The following is a 20,722-nucleotide window of genomic DNA, read 5'->3' on the forward strand; positions in this document are numbered from 1 at the left end:
CCTCCAGCTTACTGACCGCTCAGAAAGTGTCCTGGTGCGATCCGGGGTTCGCGTGGGTGTGGCGGGCGGGAGGGGTCGTCTGACGGGGGTGGCGCACGCCGTCGTGCGCGTGCGGGGGGACGGGGGTGCCGGACGTGCGGTGCCGGTCGCCGTCCGTGGTCCCGCCGGTGCCCTCGCCGCGCTCCGCCGGTGCCGGGTAGAAGTCGCGGGCCCACTGCCGGAAGGCCCCGATGGGCCCGTCGCCCTGCGCGAGGCGGGGCGGCTTGCGGTACTGCTTGTGGTGCCAGACGGGGAAGTCGGCCTCGGTGAACTCGCAGCTCGCGCGGAAGACGGCGCGGCTCAGCACCCGCTCGGCGGTGCGGCTCGCCAGCCGGGCGGCCGGGGCCGGCAGGAAGCCGGGTCCGGCGAACTCCAGCCGGTTGAGCTGCCGGAACTGCATCCGGTGGGGGCCGATCGCGGTGGGCATCACCGTCGTGCACATGCGCAGGCCGAGGCGGGGCGTGTACGCGTCGGCGTGCAGGCAGCCCAGCCCGTAGCCGTCGACCTCCACCTCGACCGTGAAGTCCCCGAGCAGCGGCGCCGACTCGTGGGCGACGAGCGACACGTGGAACCTCGCCCCGTCGTAGACGACCGGTCCGCCGGTCTCCGCCTTCTTCCAGCCGTGCAGGGTGGCGAAGTGCCCGACGTCCACCGAGTTCTCGATGACCTCCTGCACCTGGCCGCACAGCTCCCAGGCCGTGTGCCGGGCCGGGCGGCTGCCGATCACGTGCCAGGCGGGGATCGTCCAGTCCGGGGCCCGGCCGTCGTGGTGACGCCACACGAACACGGCGCCGTTGACCTCGCACACCGGGAACGCGTCGAGCGGGGACCGGGGCGGCGCGGTGCCGTACCCCGTGCGCACGCACGCCCCGTCCGGGCCGAAGGCGAAGAGGTGGAAGGGGCAGACCAGGTCCTCCCCCTCCACCGTGGCGAGGCCGAGGTGCGCGCCGAGATGCGGGCAGTAGGGACGCACCGCCCGCAGGGCCCCGGTCGGCAGCCGGTACAGCACCACGTCCTGACCGGCGAGCGGCCTCGTCAGCACCTTGCGGGGCGGGAGTTCGTCCGAGAAGGCCAGCGCGGACCAGCCGCTCGGATACGGCAGGGCGGGCTGCCCCGCCAGGTCGGCCGGGGTCGGCCCCTCGGTGATTCCTCGCCCGTGCGCACGTGACAGTCCCACGCCTTCTCCCTCAGCTCGGTTGTGTGGAGGCTGCCCGGCCGCCTCCCTGGCCCCTCCGCGAGGAGTCGCTCTCACCCCTTGGAGGGGCCAAACCACACGGCGGGACGGTCCGTGGGCTCGGGTTCGAATCCCGTCACGGCAGCACGAATTGGACGGAATGGACCCGGTATCCACCTGCCGGTCCGGGAGTGTATGTCCGTGTACGTGACGGGCTGAACCGGGCGGCCGACACCGGCCCGGCGACCTTCGGGCCGTACAGGGCCGCACCACCCCGTGTCCCCCTCCCCCTCCGGTCGTTGCTCCTGTCGCCGGTGCCGCCACCGGCCCTTCGGGCGGGGCCCGTTGACGCACACCGGGCGGTGCGGCGAGGGCGGCGAACACGCCGCCGCGGAACGACGTGTGACGAGGAGGGCCTGTGAGCGGCTGGATCACCGCGGGCATAGCGGCCGCGGCCGTGCTCTGCCCGGTGCCCCATCACTCCGGTACGTCCGTGCTCATCGAGCACGGTCCGGCCGGGGGCCATCTCGTGGTGTGCACGGGTGAGGCGTGGGTGGAGATCGGGGGCACCCACCCGACTCCTCCGCCGCCCGAACCGACGCCGCCGCCTTCGCCTTCACCTTCACCTTCGCCGAGCCCCCCTCCGCCCAGCCCCACCCCTTCACCCTCGCCCCCACCGACACCCACACCGAGCCCGCCTCCCTCGGCGACGGTGCCACGGCCCTCGTCTCCTCCGCCGTCCGTCGCCGCGCCCGCCCCCGGCCCGGCCCCCTCCCGGAGCCCGGCCCCGGCGGCGGCCCCTCCGAGGCCCGAGCCGCCCTCCCCGCGCCCGACCCGGCGGCCGCCCCCGCCGGCGAGCCCGGCCCCGGCTCCGCCCGAGGCGCCCGCGGCCTTCCACTGGGTGCCGCGCTCCCACTACGCGGGCGGTTCCCGACGCCCACCGCCGGCGGCGCTGTCGACCGTCACCACGACCGTCGTGATCATGTGTCCCGCGATCCTGGCGGCGGCCGCCCTGCGGCCCGGTTCCCGCCGTCGCGGGCGCGGCTGACCCCCGCCTCCCCTCTCCCACCACTTCTCGCCGGCATTCTTGGAGCCCCGCTGTGCCCGAATGGCTGATCTACACCCTGGCCTCGGTGCTGGTCTGCACCCTGGTCGTCACCGCCACGCTGATGCGCAACCGCCGGGTGGTCGACGAGGACACCTCCGAGACCCCGGACGTCCTCGAATACCTCGTGATGATGGTCGGCGTCGTCTACGCCATCGTGCTGGGCCTCGCGATCGCCGGCGTGTGGGAGGCCAGGAACGCGGCCGACGACACCGTGCAGCGCGAGGCCCAGGCGCTCTACGAGATCGACCAGCGTCTGGACGTCTACCCGGCCGACTTCCGCGCCCAGGTCCGCGCACACATCGACACCTACGCCCGGCACACCGTCACCTCGGAATGGCGCGCCATGGAGGCGGACCGGGATCCGGGCACCAAGGGCGGGGACCTCCTGCGGCAGATCCGCACCGACATCGCCCGCCACACCCCGGCCGACGAACTCCAGGCCCAGGCGTACCAGCCGCTGCTCGACCAGGTCGCCGCCGCCGACGACGCGCGCCACCAGCGTCTGGAGAACGCCGGCACCACGCTTCCCGGGACCGTGTGGTTCGGCCTGGTGGCCGGCGCCGTGGTCACCCTCGGCCTCATGTACACCCTTCAGATCCGCCGTTCGGCCCGCGAGCTGCTGCTCGCCACGACGTTCAGCGCCCTGATCGTCTTCCTGCTGTTCCTGGTCTGGAGCTTCGACGCGCCCTTCGGGCACGAGGGCCTCGACTCGGCCCAGCCGTTCGTGGACCTGTACAGCAGCACCTGACCCGCAGGGGCGCACCATGAGCCCAACGCCCGCGCCACACCCTCCCCCTGCGCCGACGTCAACACCGTACGTACTGCCGACCGGGCCCCCCGCCGCTTCTCGCCGAGAGCGAAACGGGGGCCCTTGTCGTTGTCCCCGGCTGCCTCCTGAGCGATGCTCACCTCAAGAGTCTGTACGTCCTGTACATTTTTTACAGGGCACCTCACAGAGGAGACGTGTGCCGTGATCCGTCCGTCCGCTCGTTACGTCCTGCCCGAGTTCACCGAACGCACCAGCTCCGGGCACCGCACCCTGGACCCGTACGCGAAGCTGCTGGAGAATCGGATCGTGTTTCTCGGCACCCCGCTCGACGACACCGCGGCCGGCGACCTGGTGGCCCAGTTCATGTACCTGGAGCACGCCGCGCCCGACCAGGACATCTCCCTCTACCTCAACTGCCCGGGCGGTACCTTCACCGCGATGACCGCCGTGTACGACACCGTCCGCTTCCTGGCCTGCGACGTGTCGACGTACTGCCTCGGCCAGGCCGTCTCGGTGGGCGCCGTGCTCCTGGCGGCCGGGACCGAGGGGAAACGGGCGGCGCTGCCGGGCGCCCGCATCGTCATCGGCCAGCCGGCCCTGACCGAACCCGCCCAGGGGCAGCCGAGCGACCTGGAGATCCAGGCCGCCGAGGTGCAGCGCATGCGGGAGGTGACGGAGCGACTGCTCGCCCGGCACACGGGCCGCGATCCGCGGGACGTCGGCGCGGACATCGAACGGGACAAGGTACTGACCGCCACCGAGGCGCGCGCGTACGGGATCGTGGACGCCGTGGTGGGCGACCGGGGCCCCCTGCCGGGCACCTGGAACCAGTGAGGACGCGATGCTGCCGCCGGAGCTGCCACCCCTGCCCGCCCTGACCAGGGCCGAGGGCGAACTGATCGACAGTTACCTGGCCGCCGCCGACCTGCTCGGCCGCGCCAATCCCGGCCGGGGCGGCGACACGTACGCCGCGCTGCGGGCGGCTCAGGCGCTCGTCGCCCGGGCGGTGAGCCTGCGCGACGCGCTCGCCCGCATGCACGCGCGCGGCGAGACGGAGCTGCACGCACGGACCCTGGAACAGGCGCTGCGCGTACTCGACGGAGAGCGTCGTACCGCCCGGGTGGCAGTCCCCCCGCAGGAGGCCCCGGAGGCGTAGGACGCGCCGCGACACACGTCCGCGTGCGCGTTCCGCGACCACCCATGTCCGCAGCGCGACGCAAACCTACCAAACGAGGTACCCACCAACGGCGTACCTCCGGGCCCTGGGGGACCGGCTCGGGGTTGCGCTCCGCGTGGGCACTCTCGGCCCGGCGGATGACTGCGCCGCTGGTCGGGCGCTCGTCCGCTCTCGACGGAGGGTGCCGCCCGGGAGGCGGGACACCCGAACGGCACAAGGGTGAGGAAGCTCACATAGGGACGATTCTGCCCGGTTTCCGGCCCGGCCGTGCGTGAAGATCCTTGACGACGACAAGCCCCCGTCGCAGCGGCGGGGCGGTCCGGGCGGACGCCGAATCCCGCCGCCGTCCGGATGCCGGTCGACACATGGATCGGCGGGAGTGGAGGACCCAGCACGGCGGGTCGGCGCGTGTGGAGCGCGTCGGTCCTTGGGGTGAAGCCGCAATGCGGCCGGGCATCTTCGCCGGCCCGAACCCGACAGGTCATCCTTCACAGGCGGTTGACGAAGGGTTACGCATGTCTGTGCGGAATCGAGTTCCCGTTCTGCTGACCAGGGCCGGCACCGCCTCGGCTCTCACTCTCGCCGCCGTGGGCGGCACCCTGGCAGTGCCGGGCGGCGCCCCGGAGGCCCGGGCCGCCACCGCCGGTGTCCACGCCAAGGCGCTCAGGATCGCGGCTTCCAAGAAGGGCTCGCCCTATGGCTGGGGCGCCGCGGGCCCCCACCGCTTCGACTGTTCGGGGCTGACTGTCTACGCCTTCAAGAAGGCGGGGAAGGCCCTGCCGCGCACCGCCCAGGCGCAGTACAACAAGACCCGGCACATCTCCGCGGGCCACCGCACCAAGGGGGACCTGGTCTTCTTCCGCTCGGGCGGCAGCGTGTACCACGTGGCCATCTACGCGGGCGGCAACAAGGTGTGGCACGCGCCCAAGACGGGAGACGTCGTCAAACTCGAACGGATCTGGACGAGGTCGGTCAGTTACGGACGCGTGAGGTGAGGTGAGGGGCGGCGGGCGCGGCGGACACGTCCGTACGGCGGGTGGTGACGGCCCGCCAGGTGCCGCCGTGCCCGCTGCTCACCACGTGCCCTCCCCCGTCCGGCTCCGCGACCGCGCCCCGCTACGGACGGTGCGGACCGGGCGGGCAGAACGTTTTTGCAGGGGCCGGGGCCCGGGGACGGCCGTTCAGTCGAGTGCGGCCGCCCCGGCCTGCCACGGGAGTTCGACCCGGACGGTCTTCCCGCCCTCCTCGGTGGGCACGACCGACAGCCGCCCGCCGCACTCCGCGGCGAGCCACCGGATGATGACCAGGCCGCGTCCGTTGTCCTGCTGCACGGCGGCGGGCAGCCGCTGGGGCCAGCGGGGGTGGCTGTCGGTCACTCCGATACAGAGCCGTTCATCGCGTTCCAGCACGAGCTCCACCGTGAAGGTGGGTGACTGCCCGCAGGTGTGCTGGACGGCGTTGGTGGCGAGTTCCGAGACGATCAGCCGGATCGTGTCGGCCGATTCGGAGCCGGCGGGCAGTCCCCATTCGGCGAGGAGGGCGCCGACATGTCTGCGGGCCTCCGGAACCGAGGCCGGATCGCTCGGCAGCGTGACCGAGGCTTCCTGATGATCTGCCATGACGGCCTGTCCCTTCCCGCAGGGCCCGGTGAGGCGAGTCGTCGTGGAATGACACCGAGGGGCCGGGCCCTTACTGTGCGCCAGACTGCCACCGCGGGGGCTCGCGTGCGGTCCGATCCCGGAGGATCTGCGGGGTTCTGTCGCCCGAAGCGGTGAACCCTGCTACGGCCGAGCGGATTACGGCCTGCCGGACCCGGAACGGAGAGTGACGGCCGGTCCCGGCGAACGCGGCCCGGGCACCTCGACGGCATCGCCTTTCACTCCCTCCTCCGCCTTCCCGAGTCCGGTGCCCCCTTGCCTCTCCCGTGCGCGCAGGGATGAATGGCCGGACGGAACACACCGGCGAGGCAGAAGGAGACGTCATGGCCGAGGCATTCCGGTTCGGGGTCAACATGGTCACCGCCGCCCAGGGGGCGGAGTGGAGCGAGAGGTGCCGCAGGGCGGAGGAACTGGGCTACGACACGGTGCTCGTCGCCGATCACCTGGGCATGATGGCGCCCTTCCCGGCGCTGGTCGCCGCCGCCGGGGCGACCGAGCACGTCAGGATCGGCACCTTCGTCCTCAACGCCGGATTCTGGAACCCGGCCCTGCTCGCCCGGGAGGCGGCGACGGTCGACGCGCTCAGCGGGGGCCGGCTCGAACTGGGCCTCGGCACCGGTTACGTACCGGCCGAACACGAGGCGGCCGGCCTTCCGTGGGGGTCCGCGCGGGAGCGGGTCGACCATCTCCGGGACACGCTGGCCGAGTTGGGGCGGCTGTTCGGCTCGGCCGAGCACCGGCCCGCCGTGGTGCAGCGACCTCGGCCCACGCTGCTGGTGGGTGGCAACGGCGACCGGGTGCTGCGCCTGGCGGCACGGCACGCGGACGTCGTGGCGTTCAGCGGGGGGCGTACGACTCCGGAGGGCACCCCGAGGCCGCTCACGGCGGACCAGTTGGAGGAGCGCGTCGCGGCCTACCGGGGTTTCGCGGCCGGTCGCCCCCGGCCCGCCGAGCTGAATCTGCTGATCCAGGCCGTCGTCGTCACCGAGGACCGCGAGCGGGCGGCCGAGGAGTGGCGCACGCACCTGCCGCACCTCAGTACGGACGAGCTGCTGGAGGTGCCGATCCTCGCGCTGGGGACGGTACGGGAGATCGCGGACCGGATCGAGGCGCACCGGGAGCGATACGGCTTCTCGTACTTCACGGTGCTCGACCCCTCCATGGAGGCCTTCGCCCCCGTGCTGGCGGAGCTGCGGCGCCGGGACGCCGTGCGGCCGCGCTGACCCGTTCCGCCGGCCGGAGCGGTACACCGCGCTCCATACAGGACACGGTGTACCGTAAAGAGCAGCGAGCGAGCGGCGCGGGTCCTGCGCGGCCGGCCCGGTATCCGCCCGCCGGTCCCGGTCCACGGCTGTCGCGAGGCGGCGCCGCGTGCCACCGAGGGGCCCCGGGTGTCCCGCCCGAGGGCTCCCCGGACGTGAACGAGAGGAAAGCACCATGCAGGAACCGGCCCCCGAGCAGCAGCTCGTCGACGTGCACGCGCACTTCGTCACCGATCACTACGCGGAACTCGCCAAAGCCGCGGGGCACGAGCGGCCCGACGGGATGCCGGGCTGGCCGTCGTGGGACGTCGACAGTCATCTCGCGCTCATGGACGAGGGCGGCATCCGCACCTCGGTCCTGTCCATCTCCTCTCCCGGCGTGCACTTCGGCGACGACCGCGCGGCCCGGTCGCTGGCCCGGGAGGTCAACGAGTACGGCGCCGGGCTCAAGCGGGACCACCCCGGCCGCTTCGGGCACTTCGCCTCCCTGCCCCTGCCCGATGTCACGGGCGCGCTGGACGAACTGGCCCACGCCCTGGACACGCTGGGCAGTGACGGTGTGACCCTGGAGTCGAACGCCGGGGGCCGCTACCTCGGCCACCCCGACTTCGAGCCCCTGTGGGCGGAGCTGGACAGCCGCCGGGCCGTCGTCTTCGTCCACCCCACCTCGCCGTCCTGCGCCGAGGCCGTGTCGCTGGGGCGTCCCCGGCCGATGCTGGAGTTCATCTTCGACTCGACGCGGACCGTGAGCGACCTGGTCTTCAACGGGGTCCTCACCCGCTACCCGGGCATCCAGTGGCTGTTCACGCACGGCGCCGGGACGCTGCCGCTGCTCGCGGACCGCATGGAGTTGTTCCGCTCGGGGTTCATGGGCGGCTCCGCGGACGTGCCGCGTGTCCAGGAGCAGGTCGGCCGGCTGTGGTTCGACATCGCCGGCACGCCCTTCCCGAACCAGGTCCCCGCGCTGGTCTCGGCCTTCGGCAGTGCGCAGGTGCTGTACGGCAGCGACTACTGCTGGACCCCGGCGGCCGGCGCCCTCGCCCAGGTGAGGTCCGTCGACGCCGCCGTGCAGCCGGACGGCGACACGTGGCGCGCCCTGACCACGCGCAACGCCACGCGCCTGCTGCCGGGGCTCCTCGACGGGCCTCGCTGACCACCTCCCGCCGAAGCGGCGCCGCCGGGGCGGTCAGATCCCGGCGTCCCACCAGCCGAACGGTGCGGTCGGGGCGTGCCGCAGGGGCGCGGGGTCGAGCCGGCCGAGCCGGCCCCCGTAGAAGACCAGCGGTTTGTGCTCCGTCGTGGCCGCGCGCAGGCGCCGTACCCGGCCGAGGACCGCGATGTGGTCCCCGGCCGGGAAGGTGTTCTCGACCTCGCAGTCGATCCAGGCGAGGCAGCCCTCGATGTGCGGGGCCCCGTCCGCCCCGGTCTCCCAGGAGCAGGAGGCGAACCGGTCCCCGGTGCGGCTCGCGAAGGCCTGGCACTGCTGCCGCTGGTCCTCGGCCAGGACGTTGACGCAGAACCGGCCGGCCCGGGCGACGGCGGCGGCGCTGGTCGAGGCCAGGTCGCAGAAGAACATCACGAGCGGTGGTTGCAGGGACACCGAGGTGAAACTGCCGACGGTGACGCCGACGGGCCCGTCGGGGGTGGACGCGGTGACGACGCTGACGGCGGTGGGTACCCGGCCGAGCACCTTGCGGTACTCGGCGGGGCCGAAGCCGTGGGCGGGCTCCGCCGGCGCGGTGGTGGCGGGTGCGGGCATGACGGCCTCCGGGTGGCTCGCGTGCGGGTGAGGTGGGCGGTCCCGTCCCTGACCGCGGGCGGATGCCGCGGTGCGCGGCGGGCCCGGACGGGACCTGTGCGCACGAGTGAAGCCAGGGCCGGGGGCGGCCGGCCATGGTCCGGGCGGGCAGGAGCGGCGCCCGGATGTGGCCCCGGGGCCCAAACGGGCCGGTGTTTGGGCTGCGGGCCCAAGCACCGGTCGCGATCCTGCTGTCCGGGCACCACGACACCCGGTCGGCGGTGGCGTGGAATCCCTGGAACGGCACCCGCACCGTGAGCTGGGCCACAGCTCACGTCGCCCACTGGAGGAACCCATGAGCACCACCGTGACGGAATCCCCGCGAACGGCCCAGGACCCGGCCGGACGGGCCGCCGCCCTGGTTCCGTTGCTGCGCGCCAACGCCGCCCGTACCGAGGACGAGCGCAGGGTCGTGGAGGAGAACATCGCCGCGCTGACGGAGGCGGGGCTGTTCGGCCTCACCGTGCCGCGCCGGTTCGGCGGGGCGCAGGCGGACTTCCGTACGTTCCTCAAGGTCTCCTCGGAGCTGGGCCGGGGCTGCGGTTCGACGGCCTGGGTGGCGACGTTGATCAACGTGTGCAACTGGCTGACGGCCCTGTACCCCGAGCGGGCCCAGCAGGAGGTGTGGGGGGCCGATCCGCAGGCCCGGGTGTGCGGGGTCCTGGCGCCCACCGCGAAGAGCAGGGCCGTGGCGGGCGGTCTGGTGGTGACCGGCAAGTGGGGCTTCGCCTCCGGGTGTCTGCACGCGCAGTGGGCCACTCTCGGGGTGCCGGTCGTGGACGAGTCCGGTGAGCAGACCGACCAGGGCGTGGCGCTGATCCCGCTGTCCGAGCTGTCGGTCGAGGACACGTGGTACGTCGCGGGGATGCGCGGCACAGGCAGCAACACCCTGGTCGCCAACGAGGTGTTCGTGCCCGCGCACCGGATCATGTCGATGACGCGGGCCGTGCAGGGCGAGTACCCGACCGAGCACACGGGGGAGACGCTGTACCGCTCGGCCCTCGTCCCGGTGCTCGCCCTCGTGCTGGGCGGTCCGCAGGTGGGCCTGGCCCGCGCCGGTCTGGACATCGTGCGCGGCTCCCTCGCCAAGGGCAAGGGCATCTCGTACACCTTCTACGAGCGCGCCGACCACTCCCCCAGCACGCAGATCCAGTTCGCCGAGGCGACGCAGCTCGTCGACACGGCCGAGCTGCACCTGATGCGGGCGGCCGACGACATCGACAGGTGGGCCGCGGCCGAGGAGTACATGCCGCTCGTGACGCGGGCCCGGGTGCGGATGGACACCGGGTACGTGGCGCGGCGCTCGCGTGAGGCGCTCGATCTGCTGCTGAGTGTGCAGGGGGCGGGCAGCTTCGCCGAGGTGAGTCCGCTGCAGCGCGTGTGGCGTGATCAGGAGACCGGGAGCCGGCACGCGGTGATCAACCCGGCGATCGCCCAGGAGCTGTACGGGCGTGCGCTGCTGGGGATCGAGGAGCAGGTCACTCCGCTGATCTGAGCCTCGTGGCGGGCGGGCGGCCGGTGGTGTGCGGGGAGCCGGCCGCCGGCCGCAGCACCGCGGGGCCGAGCACGTGCGCGGCCGCGAGGGCGGCGTGCACCTCGAAGCGCCGGTGGGAGATGTCGTGTCCGAGCAGTTGCTGGGCTCTCTTGACCCGGTAGGTGACGGTGTTGCGGGCGACGTGCATGTGCGCGGCGGCCGTCAGCAGGCTGCGCTCTCCGGCCAGGTAGTGCCGCAGCGTCTCCCTGAGTTGTTCGGCGTGCGAGGTGTCCTCGGCCAGCGGGCCCAGTTCGCTGTGCACGAACTGCCGTACGGCGGGCAGGTCGTTGCTCATGAGGGCGACCACCTCCACTTCGCCGTAGTCGGTCACGCCGCCGCCCGGGCGGGGGTTGAGCCCGGCGACGCGGGCGGCGCGCAGGGCCTGTTCGTGGGACTGCCGGAATCCCGCGACCCCGAGTCCGGGTGCTCCGCAGGCGAGGTGGAACCACTCGGGTCCCGGGGCCGTCACGTCCGGGCTCGGGCCCTCGGCCGGCGGTGCGCCCCACGCCCACAGGCCGGTACGGCCCGTGGGTACCACAAGAGTCGTGGTGCAGCCGCGCCCGCGCAGGAACTCGACGGCGTGGTGCTGGAGTTCGCCGGTCTCCGGTCCGGCGGCCGGATCGCACCAGGCGGTGATCGCGAGGTGTTCCGCGGTGAGCGGGTAGCCGAGGACCCGGGCAGCGGCCTCGGCGTCCAGGGGGTCCCCGGCGAGGATCGAGCGGACGGTCTCCTGCCGGGCGGCGGCGCTGCTGGTGATCCAGCGGTCGTGCTCGGCGAGGTACTCCTCGGTCATCCGGGAGGAGAAGCCGTCGATGAAGTCGAAGAGGGTGTCGGAGAGTTGACGCATCTCCTCGGCGCGCCGGTCGGGTGGTGCGAGCCGTTCGCAGGCGGCCAGGAGGGCGTGGACCATCTCGGCATGACCGAGCCGGATGCCGCGCAGCACCTTGTCGAGGGCGATGCCGCGCCGTACGAAGTCGCGGTCGCCCTGGAGCGCCTCATCGGTGACGGGGCCCGCGGCGGCCGGGTCGTGCAGGAGCAGCAGGGCGCGCAGGGTCGCGGACTCGGTCCCCATCCGCAGGGTCTGGAACGGCCCTTCCCCGGGGCCGAGTTCGGGGACGCGGCGCATGATGTCGACGGCCATGGCGTGGCCGACTCCGACCGCCCAGGCGACGGGTTCCGGGCCGAGGCAGGCCGTGGTCGCGGCGATCGTTTCGGGGGAGCTGGCGGGGACCAGCTCGCGCGCGGCCCGGTCGGGCACGAGCCGCCTGAGCCAGTGGCCCCCGACCGCGCCCGGTGTCGTCCCGGGCGGCTGCGTACCGCCCGCTTCGCGGTGGCCTTCTCCCGCACCGTGCATGGCGTGCTCCTTCCGGTCCGTCCGCAGGAGGTCTCAGAGGCTGCCGAGCCCCGTCCCGTCCTCGACGACGGCCCGCAGGGCGGCCGAGGTCCGGTCGATGTGCCGGGTCAGTACGTGTGCGGCCCGGTCCGGTTCGCGCGCGAGGACGGCGTCGAGCAGCTCCTGGTGTTCGCGGGTCACGTCGCGGTCGTCGTCATGCCCGAGCGGGCGCGACCAGCGGCGGTACAGGGTCGCCGCGTCGCGCAGGGACATCGCGGTGGCCAGCAGCCGGTCGTTGCCGCAGCCTTCGAGCAGGGTGCGGTGGAAGTGCTCGTGGACGGTGAACCACGCACCGCTCAGGGTGCCGTCGGGCAGGACGGCCGGGGTACCGCCGAGCTGGTGGTGGGCGGCGACGGCCGCCGCCTCCCAGCGCAGGTCGCCCCGGGCTACGGCCAGGCGCAGCACCATGGCCTCGATCTCGACACGGGCCTCGGTGAGGTCGTTGAGGTCCTTGAGCGACAACGGGACCACGCTGAAGCCCTGTTGGGGGGTGGCCACCACGAGTCCCTGCGCGGAGAGCCGGGTGAGGGCCTCGCGGACGACGGACTGGCTGACCGTGAAGCGCCGGGCCAGTTCGACCAGGCGCAGCCGCTGCCCGGGGCACAGCACCCCCTGGAAGATGTCCTCCCGGACATGGGCGTAGACCGTGCCTGCTCGCGTCGCCTTCTCCTCCGCCATGGTGACGCAGAGTACCAGCGGAACGCTACCGCCGTTAAATATCGTTAATCTATTGCTTTCGCGATACCTCAGGTGAACACTGCGTTGCGGAGGGCAGCGCCGCCCCGGGCCGTTCCGGCACGCGTGGCGCACTCCTCCGACCTGTCGCCGCGGGAACCAGCCCGCCCGAGGAGAGCCAGAACCATGTCTCTGCATCGTTTGACCCAGATCGTCATGGGCGTGCCGAACGTCGAGCAGACCGCCTCCTACTACACGGACTTCGGCCTGACCGCGGGCGGGAGCGCGAGCCCCGCCCCGGAGGCAGCCGCGGCCCCGGGCCGGGGACCTGTCCTGTCCACAGTGGACGGCGGGGAGCAACTGCGCCTCGTACGCACGGCCCGGCGCCGGCTGGTGGAGCTGGGCGTCGGCGCCGACGACCCCGACGACCTGGACCGGGTGGCGGCCTCGCTCGCGCGGCTCGGGGTGCGCGCCGAGCGCACCGCGACGAGCGTCTCGGCCACCGACCCGGGCACCGAGGTGGTGGTGCGGGTCGAGATCGCCCCGAGGCTGCGGCCCGAGCCGGCCGCGGTCCCGGCGTACAACGGCCCGGGGGTGGACGCGCGCCGCGAGGCGCGCGCGCCCGGCATCCTGCGCCCGGGCCCGGTCCGCCCCCGCAAGCTGGGCCACGTCGTACTCGGCTCCACCGACCAGGAGTTCTCCCAGCGCTTCTTCCAGGCGGGTCTCGGCTTCAAGGTGAGCGACACGGTGCCGGGCCTGGCGGCGTTCATGCGCTGCTCGACGGACCACCACAACGTGCTGGTGCAGCAGGCGCCGGTGGCCTTCCTGCACCACACCTCCTGGCAGGTCGACGACGTGGACGAGGTGGGGCGCGGGGCGAGCGCGATGCTGGAGGCCGATCCCGGGCGGCATACCTGGGGGCTCGGCCGGCACTTCATCGGCTCCAACTTCTTCTGGTACCTGAAGGACCCGGCGGGCACGTTCTCGGAGTACTACTCCGACCTCGACTGCATCGTGGACGACGCGCTGTGGAAGCCGGGCGTGTGGGAGGGGGCGAAGGCGCTGTGGGCCTGGGGCCCGCCCCCGCCGCCCTCCTTCCTCGCCCCCGAGGACCTCGCCGAACTCATGACCGGCGCCCACTCCGGCCCGGTGAAGTAGGAGAACACCATGGATCTTCTTCCCTCCGAGGGATCTTCGACGACGGGCGCGGGGCCGGCCCCGCGGACGGACCCGGCTCCGGTCTGGTCCCCCGATCCGGACCGGGTGGCCGGCTCCCGGCTCGCCCGGTTCACGGAGTTCGTCGCCGCGCGCACCGGCGTCCGGCACGCCGACTACACCTCCCTGTGGGAGTGGTCGGTCGGTGACCTGCCGGGTTTCTGGTCGGCGGTGTGGGACTTCTTCGGCATCAGCTCGACGGGCGCGTACACCGAGGTCCTCGACGAGGCGCCGATGCCGGACACCCGGTGGTTCGCCGGGGCACGGCTCAACTACGCGGAGCACGCACTGCGGGCGGGTACGGGCGAGGAGCCCGCGATCGTGTCCGTGACCGAGGACGGCGCGACCGTGCGCACGAGCCGCGCGAGGCTGCGCGAGCAGGTGGGCGCGCTCGCCGCATGGCTGCGCCGGCAGGGAGTGGTGGAGGGCGACCGGGTCGTCGGCTACCTGCCCAACACCACGCACGCGGTCGTCGCCTTCCTCGCGACGGTCAGCATCGGCGCGGTGTGGTCGGCCTGCGGACAGGACTACGGGGCCTCGGGTGCGGCGGCGCGCTTCGGGCAGCTCGAACCGGTCGTCCTGTTCGCGGCGGACGGCTACCGGTGGAACGGCAGGGAGCACGACCGGCGCGCGGAGACGGAGGAGCTGCGCCAGGCCCTGCCGACGGTGCGTCACACGGTGCGGGTGTCGTGTCTCGGACTGCCGCAGGCCCCCCAGGAGACGGCCACGGACTGGGACCGGGCCGTGTCCGGGCACGAGGAGCCGGTCTTCGCCCAGGTGCCCTTCGACGCCCCGCTGTGGGTGCTGTTCTCCTCGGGCACCACGGGCACCCCGAAGGGCATCGTGCACGGGCACGGCGGGGTCCTGCTGGACCACCACAAGCTGCTGGGCCTGCACCTCGACCTCGGGCCCGACGAGCGGTTCCTCTGGTACACCACCACCAACTGGATGATGTGGAACATGGTGGTCTCGGGCCTGCTGGTCGGGGCGACCGTCGTCCTCTACGACGGCAGCCCCACCCACCCGGGCCCCGACCGCCTGTGGCAACTCGCCGCCGAGCACCGGGTGTCCGTGCTCGGGGTGAGCCCCGGCTTCCTGCTGGGCTCGGCCCGGGCGGGCCTCGAACCGGGCCGGGACCTCGACCTGTCCGCGCTGAAGGTGCTCGGCTCGACGGGCGCCCCGCTGCCGCCGCAGCCGTATCTGTGGGTGCGCGACCACGTGGGCCCCGCGGTCCAGGTCGCGTCCACGAGCGGCGGCACCGACATCGTCAGCGGGTTCGCGGGCGGCGCGCCCAGCACCCCGGTGTGGCCGGGCGAGATCTCCGCGCCGATGCTCGGGGTCGCCCTGGAGTCCTGGGACGGGGACGGGCGTCCGGTCGTCGACGAGGTGGGGGAACTCGTCGTGACCCGTCCGATGCCCTCGATGCCGGTCCGGTTCTGGAACGACCCCGAGGGCAGCCGCTACCGCGAGGCCTACTTCGGCGCGTATCCCGGCGTGTGGCGGCACGGGGACTGGATGACCCGCACCTCGCGGGGCAGCGTGATCGTGTCGGGGCGTTCGGACTCGACGCTCAACCGGCACGGCGTGCGCCTGGGCAGCGCCGACGTCTACGCCGTGGTCGACGAACTGCCCTTCGTCCGGGAGAGCCTCGTCATCGGCGCGGAACTCCCCGACGGCGGTTACTGGTTGCCGCTGTTCGTGGTCATGGAGCCCGGCCACGAACTGACCGACGAACTCCGCACGCGGATCAGCTCCGCGATCCGCACCCACGCCTCGCCGCGCCACGTGCCCGACACCATCCACGCGGTGCCGGCCCTGCCGCACACCAGGACCGGGAAGAAACTGGAGGTCCCGGTGAAACGGCTGCTCCAGGGGGCCTCGCTCGACGCGGTGGTGAGCCGCGAGGCGGTGGACGACTTCGAGGCGCTGCGGTACTTCGCGGGCCTCACCCCGCCCGCCTAGGAGCGGCGCCCTCTCCCGGTGGGGCGGTCTGCCCGCCCGGGCACCGCTCCACCGGAAATCCCTCGCGGCCGGGGCGCGCGCCGTGCTTGGCTGCGGGCCATGAGCGATCTTCACCTGCGCGCCGCGACCGGGTCCGACCTCGACGCCGTCCTGCGGTTCTGGCGCACGGCGGCCGAGGGGACGAGTATCAGCGACGACCGCGAGGGGCTGGAGCGGCTGCTTGCGCGGGACCCCGGCGCGCTGCTCCTCGCCGAGCGCGCGGGGGTGCTCGCGGGCACCCTGATAGCCGGTTTCGACGGATGGCGCTGCCACCTGTACCGCCTGGCCGTGGCGCCCGAGCAGCGGCGCCGGGGCGTGGCCACGGCCCTGCTGGCGGCGGCCGAGGAGCGGTTCGTCGCGCTCGGCGGGCGGCGCGGGGACGCGATGGTCCTGACCGGGAACGAACGGGCGCACCACGCGTGGCGAGCGGCCGGGTACGCACCGCAGCCGCAGTGGAACCGGTGGGTGAAGCCGCTCCGGGAGAGTCGCCCGGCAGACGGCGAGGTTCACTGACGGCCGGCGCGGGGGCGGGCCGCGTCAAGACGTCGGGCGCCGGGGCCGAGCCGGCCTGTCGGCACCGTAGCCGGGATCACAGCAGCGTCTGCTTTGCTTTTCCTTTACTCTGGGCTGACCATCGCTTTCCCCAGACGAAAGGTGTGAGCGTCCGCCCATGGGCGAGCCTCCCAGTCCGCGCCCCCGCGCGCATGTGCCCGTGTCCTGCGCTCCCTCCGCTTCCGAGCGCACGGAGCCGTCCCGATGATCACCGAACTCCTCCTGCTCGGCGCCGCCGTGCTGCTGGCCCTGGCCTGCGGTGCCTTCGTCGCCGCCGAGTTCTCCCTGACCACCGTCGAACGGGGTGACCTGGAGGCGGCCGTCGAGCGCGGCGACCGCGGCGCCGCCGGGGCGCTCAAGGCGGTCAGGAACCTCACCTTCCAGCTCTCCGGGGCACAGCTCGGCATCACCGTCACCAACCTGGTCATCGGGATGCTCGCGCAGCCCTCGGTCGCCCGCCTGCTCTCCGGCCCGCTCGGTGCGGCCGGGCTGTCCGGGGGCGCTTCCGCCACGATCGCCCTGGTCCTCGGTACGGCCCTGTCGACGCTGTTCCTGATGGTCGTGGGCGAACTGGTGCCGAAGAACCTGGCGATCTCCGCGCCGCTCCCGGTCGCCCTGCGGGTGGCCGGCCCCCTGCGGGTGTTCAGCCTGGCCCTCCACCCCTTCATCAAGCACCTCGACAACACGGCGAACAGGGTCGTACGCCGCTTCGGGCTGACCCCGGCCGAGGAGCTGGACTCCGCGCGCGGCCCGAGGGAACTGGCGGCGCTCGCCCGGCACTCCGCGCGGGAGGGCACGCTGGAGGCCGACACGGCCGAGCTGTTCGTGCGGACGCTGAGTCTCGCCGACCTGACGGCGCAGAACGTCATGACTCCGCGCGTGCGCGTCGTGGCCCTGGAGGCGGCGGCGAGCTGCGCGGATGTGGTGACGGCCGCCCGGCGCACCGGACTCTCCCGCTTCCCGGTGCACCGGAACGGCCTGGACTCGGTCGTCGGCATCGTGCACGTCAAGGACGTCCTGTCGGTTCCGGCGGCGCGGCGCGGCGCGGTGCGGGCCGGAGAGCTGATGCGGGAGGCGCTGCTGGTGCCCGAGTCGCTGGGCGTCGACCGGCTGCTCGACCGGCTGACCGGTCGCAGCACGATGGCCGTCGTCATCGACGAGTACGGCGGTACGGCGGGGGTCGCCACCCTGGAGGACATCGTCGAGGAGGTCGTCGGCGAGGTCCGCGACGAACACGATCCGCGCGAGTCCCCCGAACTCGTCGTCGAGGACACCGGCCCGGCGGGGCGGCCCCGCTGGACCGCCGAGGGCTCGGTGCGCGCCGACCGGCTCGCGGCCCTCGGGCTGCGGCTGCCGCCGGGCCCGTACGAGACGCTGGCCGGGCTGCTCGCGGCGGAACTGGGCCGTATCCCGGCCGAGGGGGACCGGGTGGAGCTGGACGGCTGGCGCCTTGAGGTGACCGGGGCGAGCGGCCGGCGTGCGAGCCGCGTCGCGCTGACCGGCCCACCGGCCGCCCCCGCCGCGACCGCCGACCGCGCCACCGCGCCGGAGGGAACCCGATGACGCTCGTGCAGTTGTTCATCGGCCTCGCGACGCTCCTCGCCAACGCCTTCTTCGTCGGCGCCGAGTTCGCGCTGATCTCAGTGCGCCGCTCCCAGGTGGAGCCGTACGCCGAGGACGGCGACCGCAGGGCCGTACGCGTGCTGTGGGGCTTGCGGCACGTGTCCGCCCTGATGGCGGCGGCCCAGCTCGGCATCACGCTGTGCACGCTCGTGCTCGGCATCGTCGCCGAACCCGCCGTCGCGCACCTGCTGGAGCCGGTGTTCGGCGCGGTGGGCGTGGGGCGCGGGCTGGTGCACCCGCTGGCCTTCGTCCTCGCGCTGGCTCTCGCGACGTACCTCCACATGCTGCTCGGCGAGATGATCCCGAAGAACCTCGCCCTCGCCGACCCCGTGCGCGCCGCCCGGTGGCTCGGACCGCCGCTGGTGTCGCTGACGCGCGCGCTGCGCCCGCTGATCCTCTCGGTGAACGCGGTGGCCAACGGCCTGCTGCGGCTACTGCGCGTCGAGCCGAAGGACGAGGTCGCGGCGGCGTTCTCGGACGACGGACTGGCCCGCCTGGTCCGCGACTCCCGCGCGGCGGGACTGCTGGACGCGCGGGCCGGCGAACGCCTGAACGACGCCCTGGAGCTCGGCCGCAGACCGGTGCGGGACGTCGTACTGCCCCTGGAGCGGGTCGTGTACGCACGGCTCGGCGTGACGCCCGAGCGGCTGACCGAACTGGCCGCGGGCTGCGGGTACTCGCGGTTCCCGGTCGTGGACGACGCGCGCCGCATCATCGGGTACCTGCACGTCAAGGACGCGCTGGAGGCCCGCCCCGCCGACCTGCCGTTCGCGCTGCGGGAGGTGCGCCCGATCGCGCGGGTCGGCGAGAGCACACCGCTCGACGAGGTCCTGACGGCGATGCGGGGCAGCAGCGCCCACCTCGCGGCCGTCCTCGGCGCGGACGGGCGGCTCGCGGGGCTGGTCACGATGGAGGACGTCCTGCGGGAGCTGTTCGGGCGCCGGGACGAGACCGCTGGGGCCGGGGGCCGAGATCAAGGAAACCCGGGACCTCACGATCCTCGGGAGCCGGTGAGCGGCTGACCACCGCCCGGTGGGCCGGGCCTCGCACTCGGGGCGGCCCCGTCCGCCGGGCCGTCGCCCATTCCCCCGCCCGGCGGCCCCGTCTCAGCCCTCGAAACCCCGCTCGGCGAGGATCTTGTCGATCCGGCGGCGGTGGTCCTCCTCCCACGCGTCGAGGGTCTCCGCCGCCTCCTTGGCCGCCTTCGCGCGCGCCGCCGCGAACACCTTCTCGGCGCGCTCGCGCGGGGTGACGACGATCCCCTCCTCGTCGGCGACCACGACGTCCCCGGCGCTCACCCGCACACCTCCGCAGCACACCTCGGCGCCGAGCGGGGTCACGGCCTCCTTCCGGCCCGGCTTCGGCACGACGCCCCGCGCGAACACGGGGAAGCCCATGGCGCGGACCTCGGCGAGGTCGCGGATCACCCCGTCGGTCACGAGGGCCACGATGCCCCTGCGCCGCGCGACGGCGCACACGTTGCCCCCGGCGAGCGCGAAGTCCGCGTCGCCCGCCTCGACCACGAGAACCGATCCGGGCTCGGCCCGGTGGACGGCGGCGTGCAGCATCAGGTTGTCACCGGCCGGGCAGCGGACGGTGTAGGCCGGTCCCGCGACGTGCGGCACGGGCTCCCACAGGGAGCGGATGCCCGGGTCCATGACCTGCTCGCTCTCCAGCAGGTCCGCGAGGGTGGTGGGCGAGACGTCCTGGAATCCGCTGGTGTCGTTCATGGTTCTCCTCCGTCAGCACGTCCCCCGGGGCGGGGGCGCGCCGCAGCCTGCCACAACGGACGCCCGGCGTCACGGCCTCTCCGGCCGGGCGGTGCCCGGGTTACCATCGCTCTCGCCATGTCGATCAATGCCTCTTACACCAGCCTGGTCGCCGTCGGGGACAGCTTCACCGAGGGCATGTCGGACCAGTTGCCCGACGGTTCCTACCGGGGCTGGGCGGACCTGCTCGCCGCCCGGCTCGCCGAGCGCACCCCACGGTTCCGGTACGCGAACCTCGCCGTGCGCGGCAAGCTCATCGGGCAGATCGTCGAGGAGCAGGTGGGACCGGCCGCCGCGATGCGCGCGGACGTCGTGACGCTGGTCGGCGGACTGAACGACACCCTGCGCCCCAAGGTCGACATGGGGCGGGTGCGCGGTCTGCTGGAGGAGGCCGTGGAAACCCTCGCCCCCTCGTGCGAGCGGCTCGTCCTCATGCGCAGCCCCGGCCGCCAGGGCCCGGTGCTGGACAAGTTCCGGCCGCGGATGGAGGCGCTGTTCGCGTGCATCGACGAACTGGCGGCCCGGCACGGCGCGGTCGTCGTCGACCTGTACGGCTCCACGGCGCTCGCCGATCCGCGGCTGTGGGGCGTGGACCGGCTGCACCTGACCGCCGAGGGGCACCGGCGGGTGGCCGAGGCCGTGTGGCAGGCGCTCGGCCTCGACGCCGAGGAGGACTGGGACCGGCCGCTGCCGCCCGCCCTCCCGCCGGCCTGGGTGAGCCGCAGAGCCGCCGATCTCAGCTTCACCCGCGCCCACCTGCTGCCGTGGATAGGGCGCCGTCTCACGGGCCGCTCCTCCGGTGACGGCCGGGCCGCGAAACGCCCCGAGCTGCTGCCGTACGCGGACATGCGGGTGGTCTCGGCCGAGGGGCCGCACCGGTCCGAGTGAGCGGGCGCGCGGAACGGGCCGGCCGGACCGCTGGAGGTGACCGGTGCCCTCGCGCCTCCGGCCTCTTCGTAGCTTCCTCCGAACAGG

At 73.6% G+C, this 20,722-nt stretch carries 19 protein-coding genes and 1 riboswitch; of the genes, 13 read left to right on the forward strand and 6 right to left on the reverse strand.

Features of this window, described 5'->3' with window-relative positions; all coding sequences use genetic code 11:
* Nucleotides 1-19: 19 nt before the first annotated feature.
* The gene (locus tag AB0J21_RS21280) at nt 20-1,216 is read right to left on the reverse strand and encodes a Rieske 2Fe-2S domain-containing protein (protein ID WP_363147597.1); all 1,197 of its coding nucleotides are present in this window, start codon (nt 1,214-1,216) and stop codon (nt 20-22) included.
* Nucleotides 1,217-2,313: 1,097 nt separating this feature from the next.
* Between AB0J21_RS21280 and AB0J21_RS21285 the strand changes: the two genes are divergently transcribed.
* The 4 genes from AB0J21_RS21285 to AB0J21_RS21300 all read left to right on the forward strand — a co-directional run bounded on the left by AB0J21_RS21285 (nt 2,314) and on the right by AB0J21_RS21300 (nt 5,262).
* Nucleotides 2,314-3,069, forward strand: a complete 756-nt coding sequence (locus tag AB0J21_RS21285; protein ID WP_363147599.1) for a hypothetical protein — start codon at nt 2,314-2,316, stop codon at nt 3,067-3,069.
* A gap of 222 nt (nt 3,070-3,291) precedes the next feature.
* Complete coding sequence (locus AB0J21_RS21290) at nt 3,292-3,924, forward strand: ATP-dependent Clp protease proteolytic subunit (protein ID WP_363147600.1); 633 nt, start codon at nt 3,292-3,294, stop codon at nt 3,922-3,924.
* Nucleotides 3,925-3,931: 7 nt separating this feature from the next.
* Complete coding sequence (locus AB0J21_RS21295) at nt 3,932-4,246, forward strand: hypothetical protein (protein ID WP_363147601.1); 315 nt, start codon at nt 3,932-3,934, stop codon at nt 4,244-4,246.
* Nucleotides 4,247-4,585: 339 nt separating this feature from the next.
* Nucleotides 4,586-4,779: riboswitch (cyclic di-AMP (ydaO/yuaA leader) on the forward strand.
* Between the two features lie 3 nt (nt 4,780-4,782).
* Nucleotides 4,783-5,262, forward strand: a complete 480-nt coding sequence (locus AB0J21_RS21300; protein WP_363147603.1) for a C40 family peptidase — start codon at nt 4,783-4,785, stop codon at nt 5,260-5,262.
* Between the two features lie 186 nt (nt 5,263-5,448).
* Here the strand turns inward: AB0J21_RS21300 and AB0J21_RS21305 are convergent, their stop codons facing one another.
* Nucleotides 5,449-5,886, reverse strand: a complete 438-nt coding sequence (locus AB0J21_RS21305; protein ID WP_363147605.1) for an ATP-binding protein — start codon at nt 5,884-5,886, stop codon at nt 5,449-5,451.
* A 362-nt stretch (nt 5,887-6,248) separates the two neighbouring features.
* On the opposite strand from AB0J21_RS21305, the gene AB0J21_RS21310 reads away from it, so the two are divergent.
* Together AB0J21_RS21310 and AB0J21_RS21315 are read left to right on the forward strand one after the other, a co-directional pair.
* The gene (locus AB0J21_RS21310; protein WP_363147606.1) at nt 6,249-7,148 is read left to right on the forward strand and encodes an LLM class F420-dependent oxidoreductase; all 900 of its coding nucleotides are present in this window, start codon (nt 6,249-6,251) and stop codon (nt 7,146-7,148) included.
* A 214-nt stretch (nt 7,149-7,362) separates the two neighbouring features.
* Nucleotides 7,363-8,340 carry an amidohydrolase family protein gene (locus AB0J21_RS21315; RefSeq protein WP_363147607.1) on the forward strand — a complete coding sequence of 326 codons (978 nt, stop codon included), beginning with the start codon at nt 7,363-7,365 and terminating at the stop codon, nt 8,338-8,340.
* A 33-nt stretch (nt 8,341-8,373) separates the two neighbouring features.
* Here AB0J21_RS21315 and AB0J21_RS21320 read toward each other — a convergent pair whose 3' ends face one another.
* On the reverse strand, nt 8,374-8,946 hold the full coding sequence (locus AB0J21_RS21320) for a flavin reductase family protein (protein WP_363147608.1): 573 nt from the start codon (nt 8,944-8,946) through the stop codon (nt 8,374-8,376).
* Between the two features lie 334 nt (nt 8,947-9,280).
* On the opposite strand from AB0J21_RS21320, the gene AB0J21_RS21325 reads away from it, so the two are divergent.
* A complete protein-coding gene (locus tag AB0J21_RS21325) occupies nt 9,281-10,480 on the forward strand; it encodes an acyl-CoA dehydrogenase family protein (protein ID WP_363147609.1) in 1,200 nt (399 codons plus the stop codon).
* On the opposite strand, the gene AB0J21_RS21330 is transcribed toward AB0J21_RS21325, so the two are convergent.
* A complete protein-coding gene (locus AB0J21_RS21330) occupies nt 10,464-11,873 on the reverse strand; it encodes a helix-turn-helix domain-containing protein (RefSeq protein WP_363147610.1) in 1,410 nt (469 codons plus the stop codon). The genes AB0J21_RS21325 and AB0J21_RS21330 overlap by 17 nt on opposite strands.
* Before the next feature lie 33 nt (nt 11,874-11,906).
* A complete protein-coding gene (locus AB0J21_RS21335) occupies nt 11,907-12,590 on the reverse strand; it encodes a GntR family transcriptional regulator (RefSeq protein ID WP_363147611.1) in 684 nt (227 codons plus the stop codon).
* A 183-nt stretch (nt 12,591-12,773) separates the two neighbouring features.
* On the opposite strand from AB0J21_RS21335, the gene AB0J21_RS21340 reads away from it, so the two are divergent.
* The 5 genes from AB0J21_RS21340 (at nt 12,774) to AB0J21_RS21360 (ending at nt 19,000) form a co-directional block, all read left to right on the forward strand.
* Nucleotides 12,774-13,745, forward strand: a complete 972-nt coding sequence (locus tag AB0J21_RS21340; protein ID WP_363147612.1) for a VOC family protein — start codon at nt 12,774-12,776, stop codon at nt 13,743-13,745.
* A gap of 9 nt (nt 13,746-13,754) precedes the next feature.
* Entirely contained in the window at nt 13,755-15,764 is a 2,010-nt protein-coding gene (locus AB0J21_RS21345; protein ID WP_363147613.1) for an acetoacetate--CoA ligase, read from the forward strand.
* 99 nt (nt 15,765-15,863) lie between these two features.
* Nucleotides 15,864-16,316, forward strand: a complete 453-nt coding sequence (locus AB0J21_RS21350; protein WP_363147614.1) for a GNAT family N-acetyltransferase — start codon at nt 15,864-15,866, stop codon at nt 16,314-16,316.
* Between the two features lie 246 nt (nt 16,317-16,562).
* Entirely contained in the window at nt 16,563-17,918 is a 1,356-nt protein-coding gene (locus tag AB0J21_RS21355; protein WP_363147646.1) for a hemolysin family protein, read from the forward strand.
* A complete protein-coding gene (locus AB0J21_RS21360) occupies nt 17,915-19,000 on the forward strand; it encodes a hemolysin family protein (RefSeq protein ID WP_363147615.1) in 1,086 nt (361 codons plus the stop codon). Before AB0J21_RS21355 ends, AB0J21_RS21360 begins: the two co-directional genes overlap by 4 nt.
* Before the next feature lie 84 nt (nt 19,001-19,084).
* Here AB0J21_RS21360 and AB0J21_RS21365 read toward each other — a convergent pair whose 3' ends face one another.
* Nucleotides 19,085-19,708 carry an RraA family protein gene (locus tag AB0J21_RS21365; RefSeq protein WP_363147616.1) on the reverse strand — a complete coding sequence of 208 codons (624 nt, stop codon included), beginning with the start codon at nt 19,706-19,708 and terminating at the stop codon, nt 19,085-19,087.
* Between the two features lie 117 nt (nt 19,709-19,825).
* Between AB0J21_RS21365 and AB0J21_RS21370 the strand changes: the two genes are divergently transcribed.
* Nucleotides 19,826-20,635, forward strand: a complete 810-nt coding sequence (locus tag AB0J21_RS21370; RefSeq protein WP_363147617.1) for an SGNH/GDSL hydrolase family protein — start codon at nt 19,826-19,828, stop codon at nt 20,633-20,635.
* The last annotated feature ends 87 nt before the right edge of the window (nt 20,636-20,722 follow it).

It is taken from the genome of Streptomyces sp. NPDC049954, from assembly GCF_040656295.1.
Classification (GTDB): domain Bacteria; phylum Actinomycetota; class Actinomycetes; order Streptomycetales; family Streptomycetaceae; genus Streptomyces.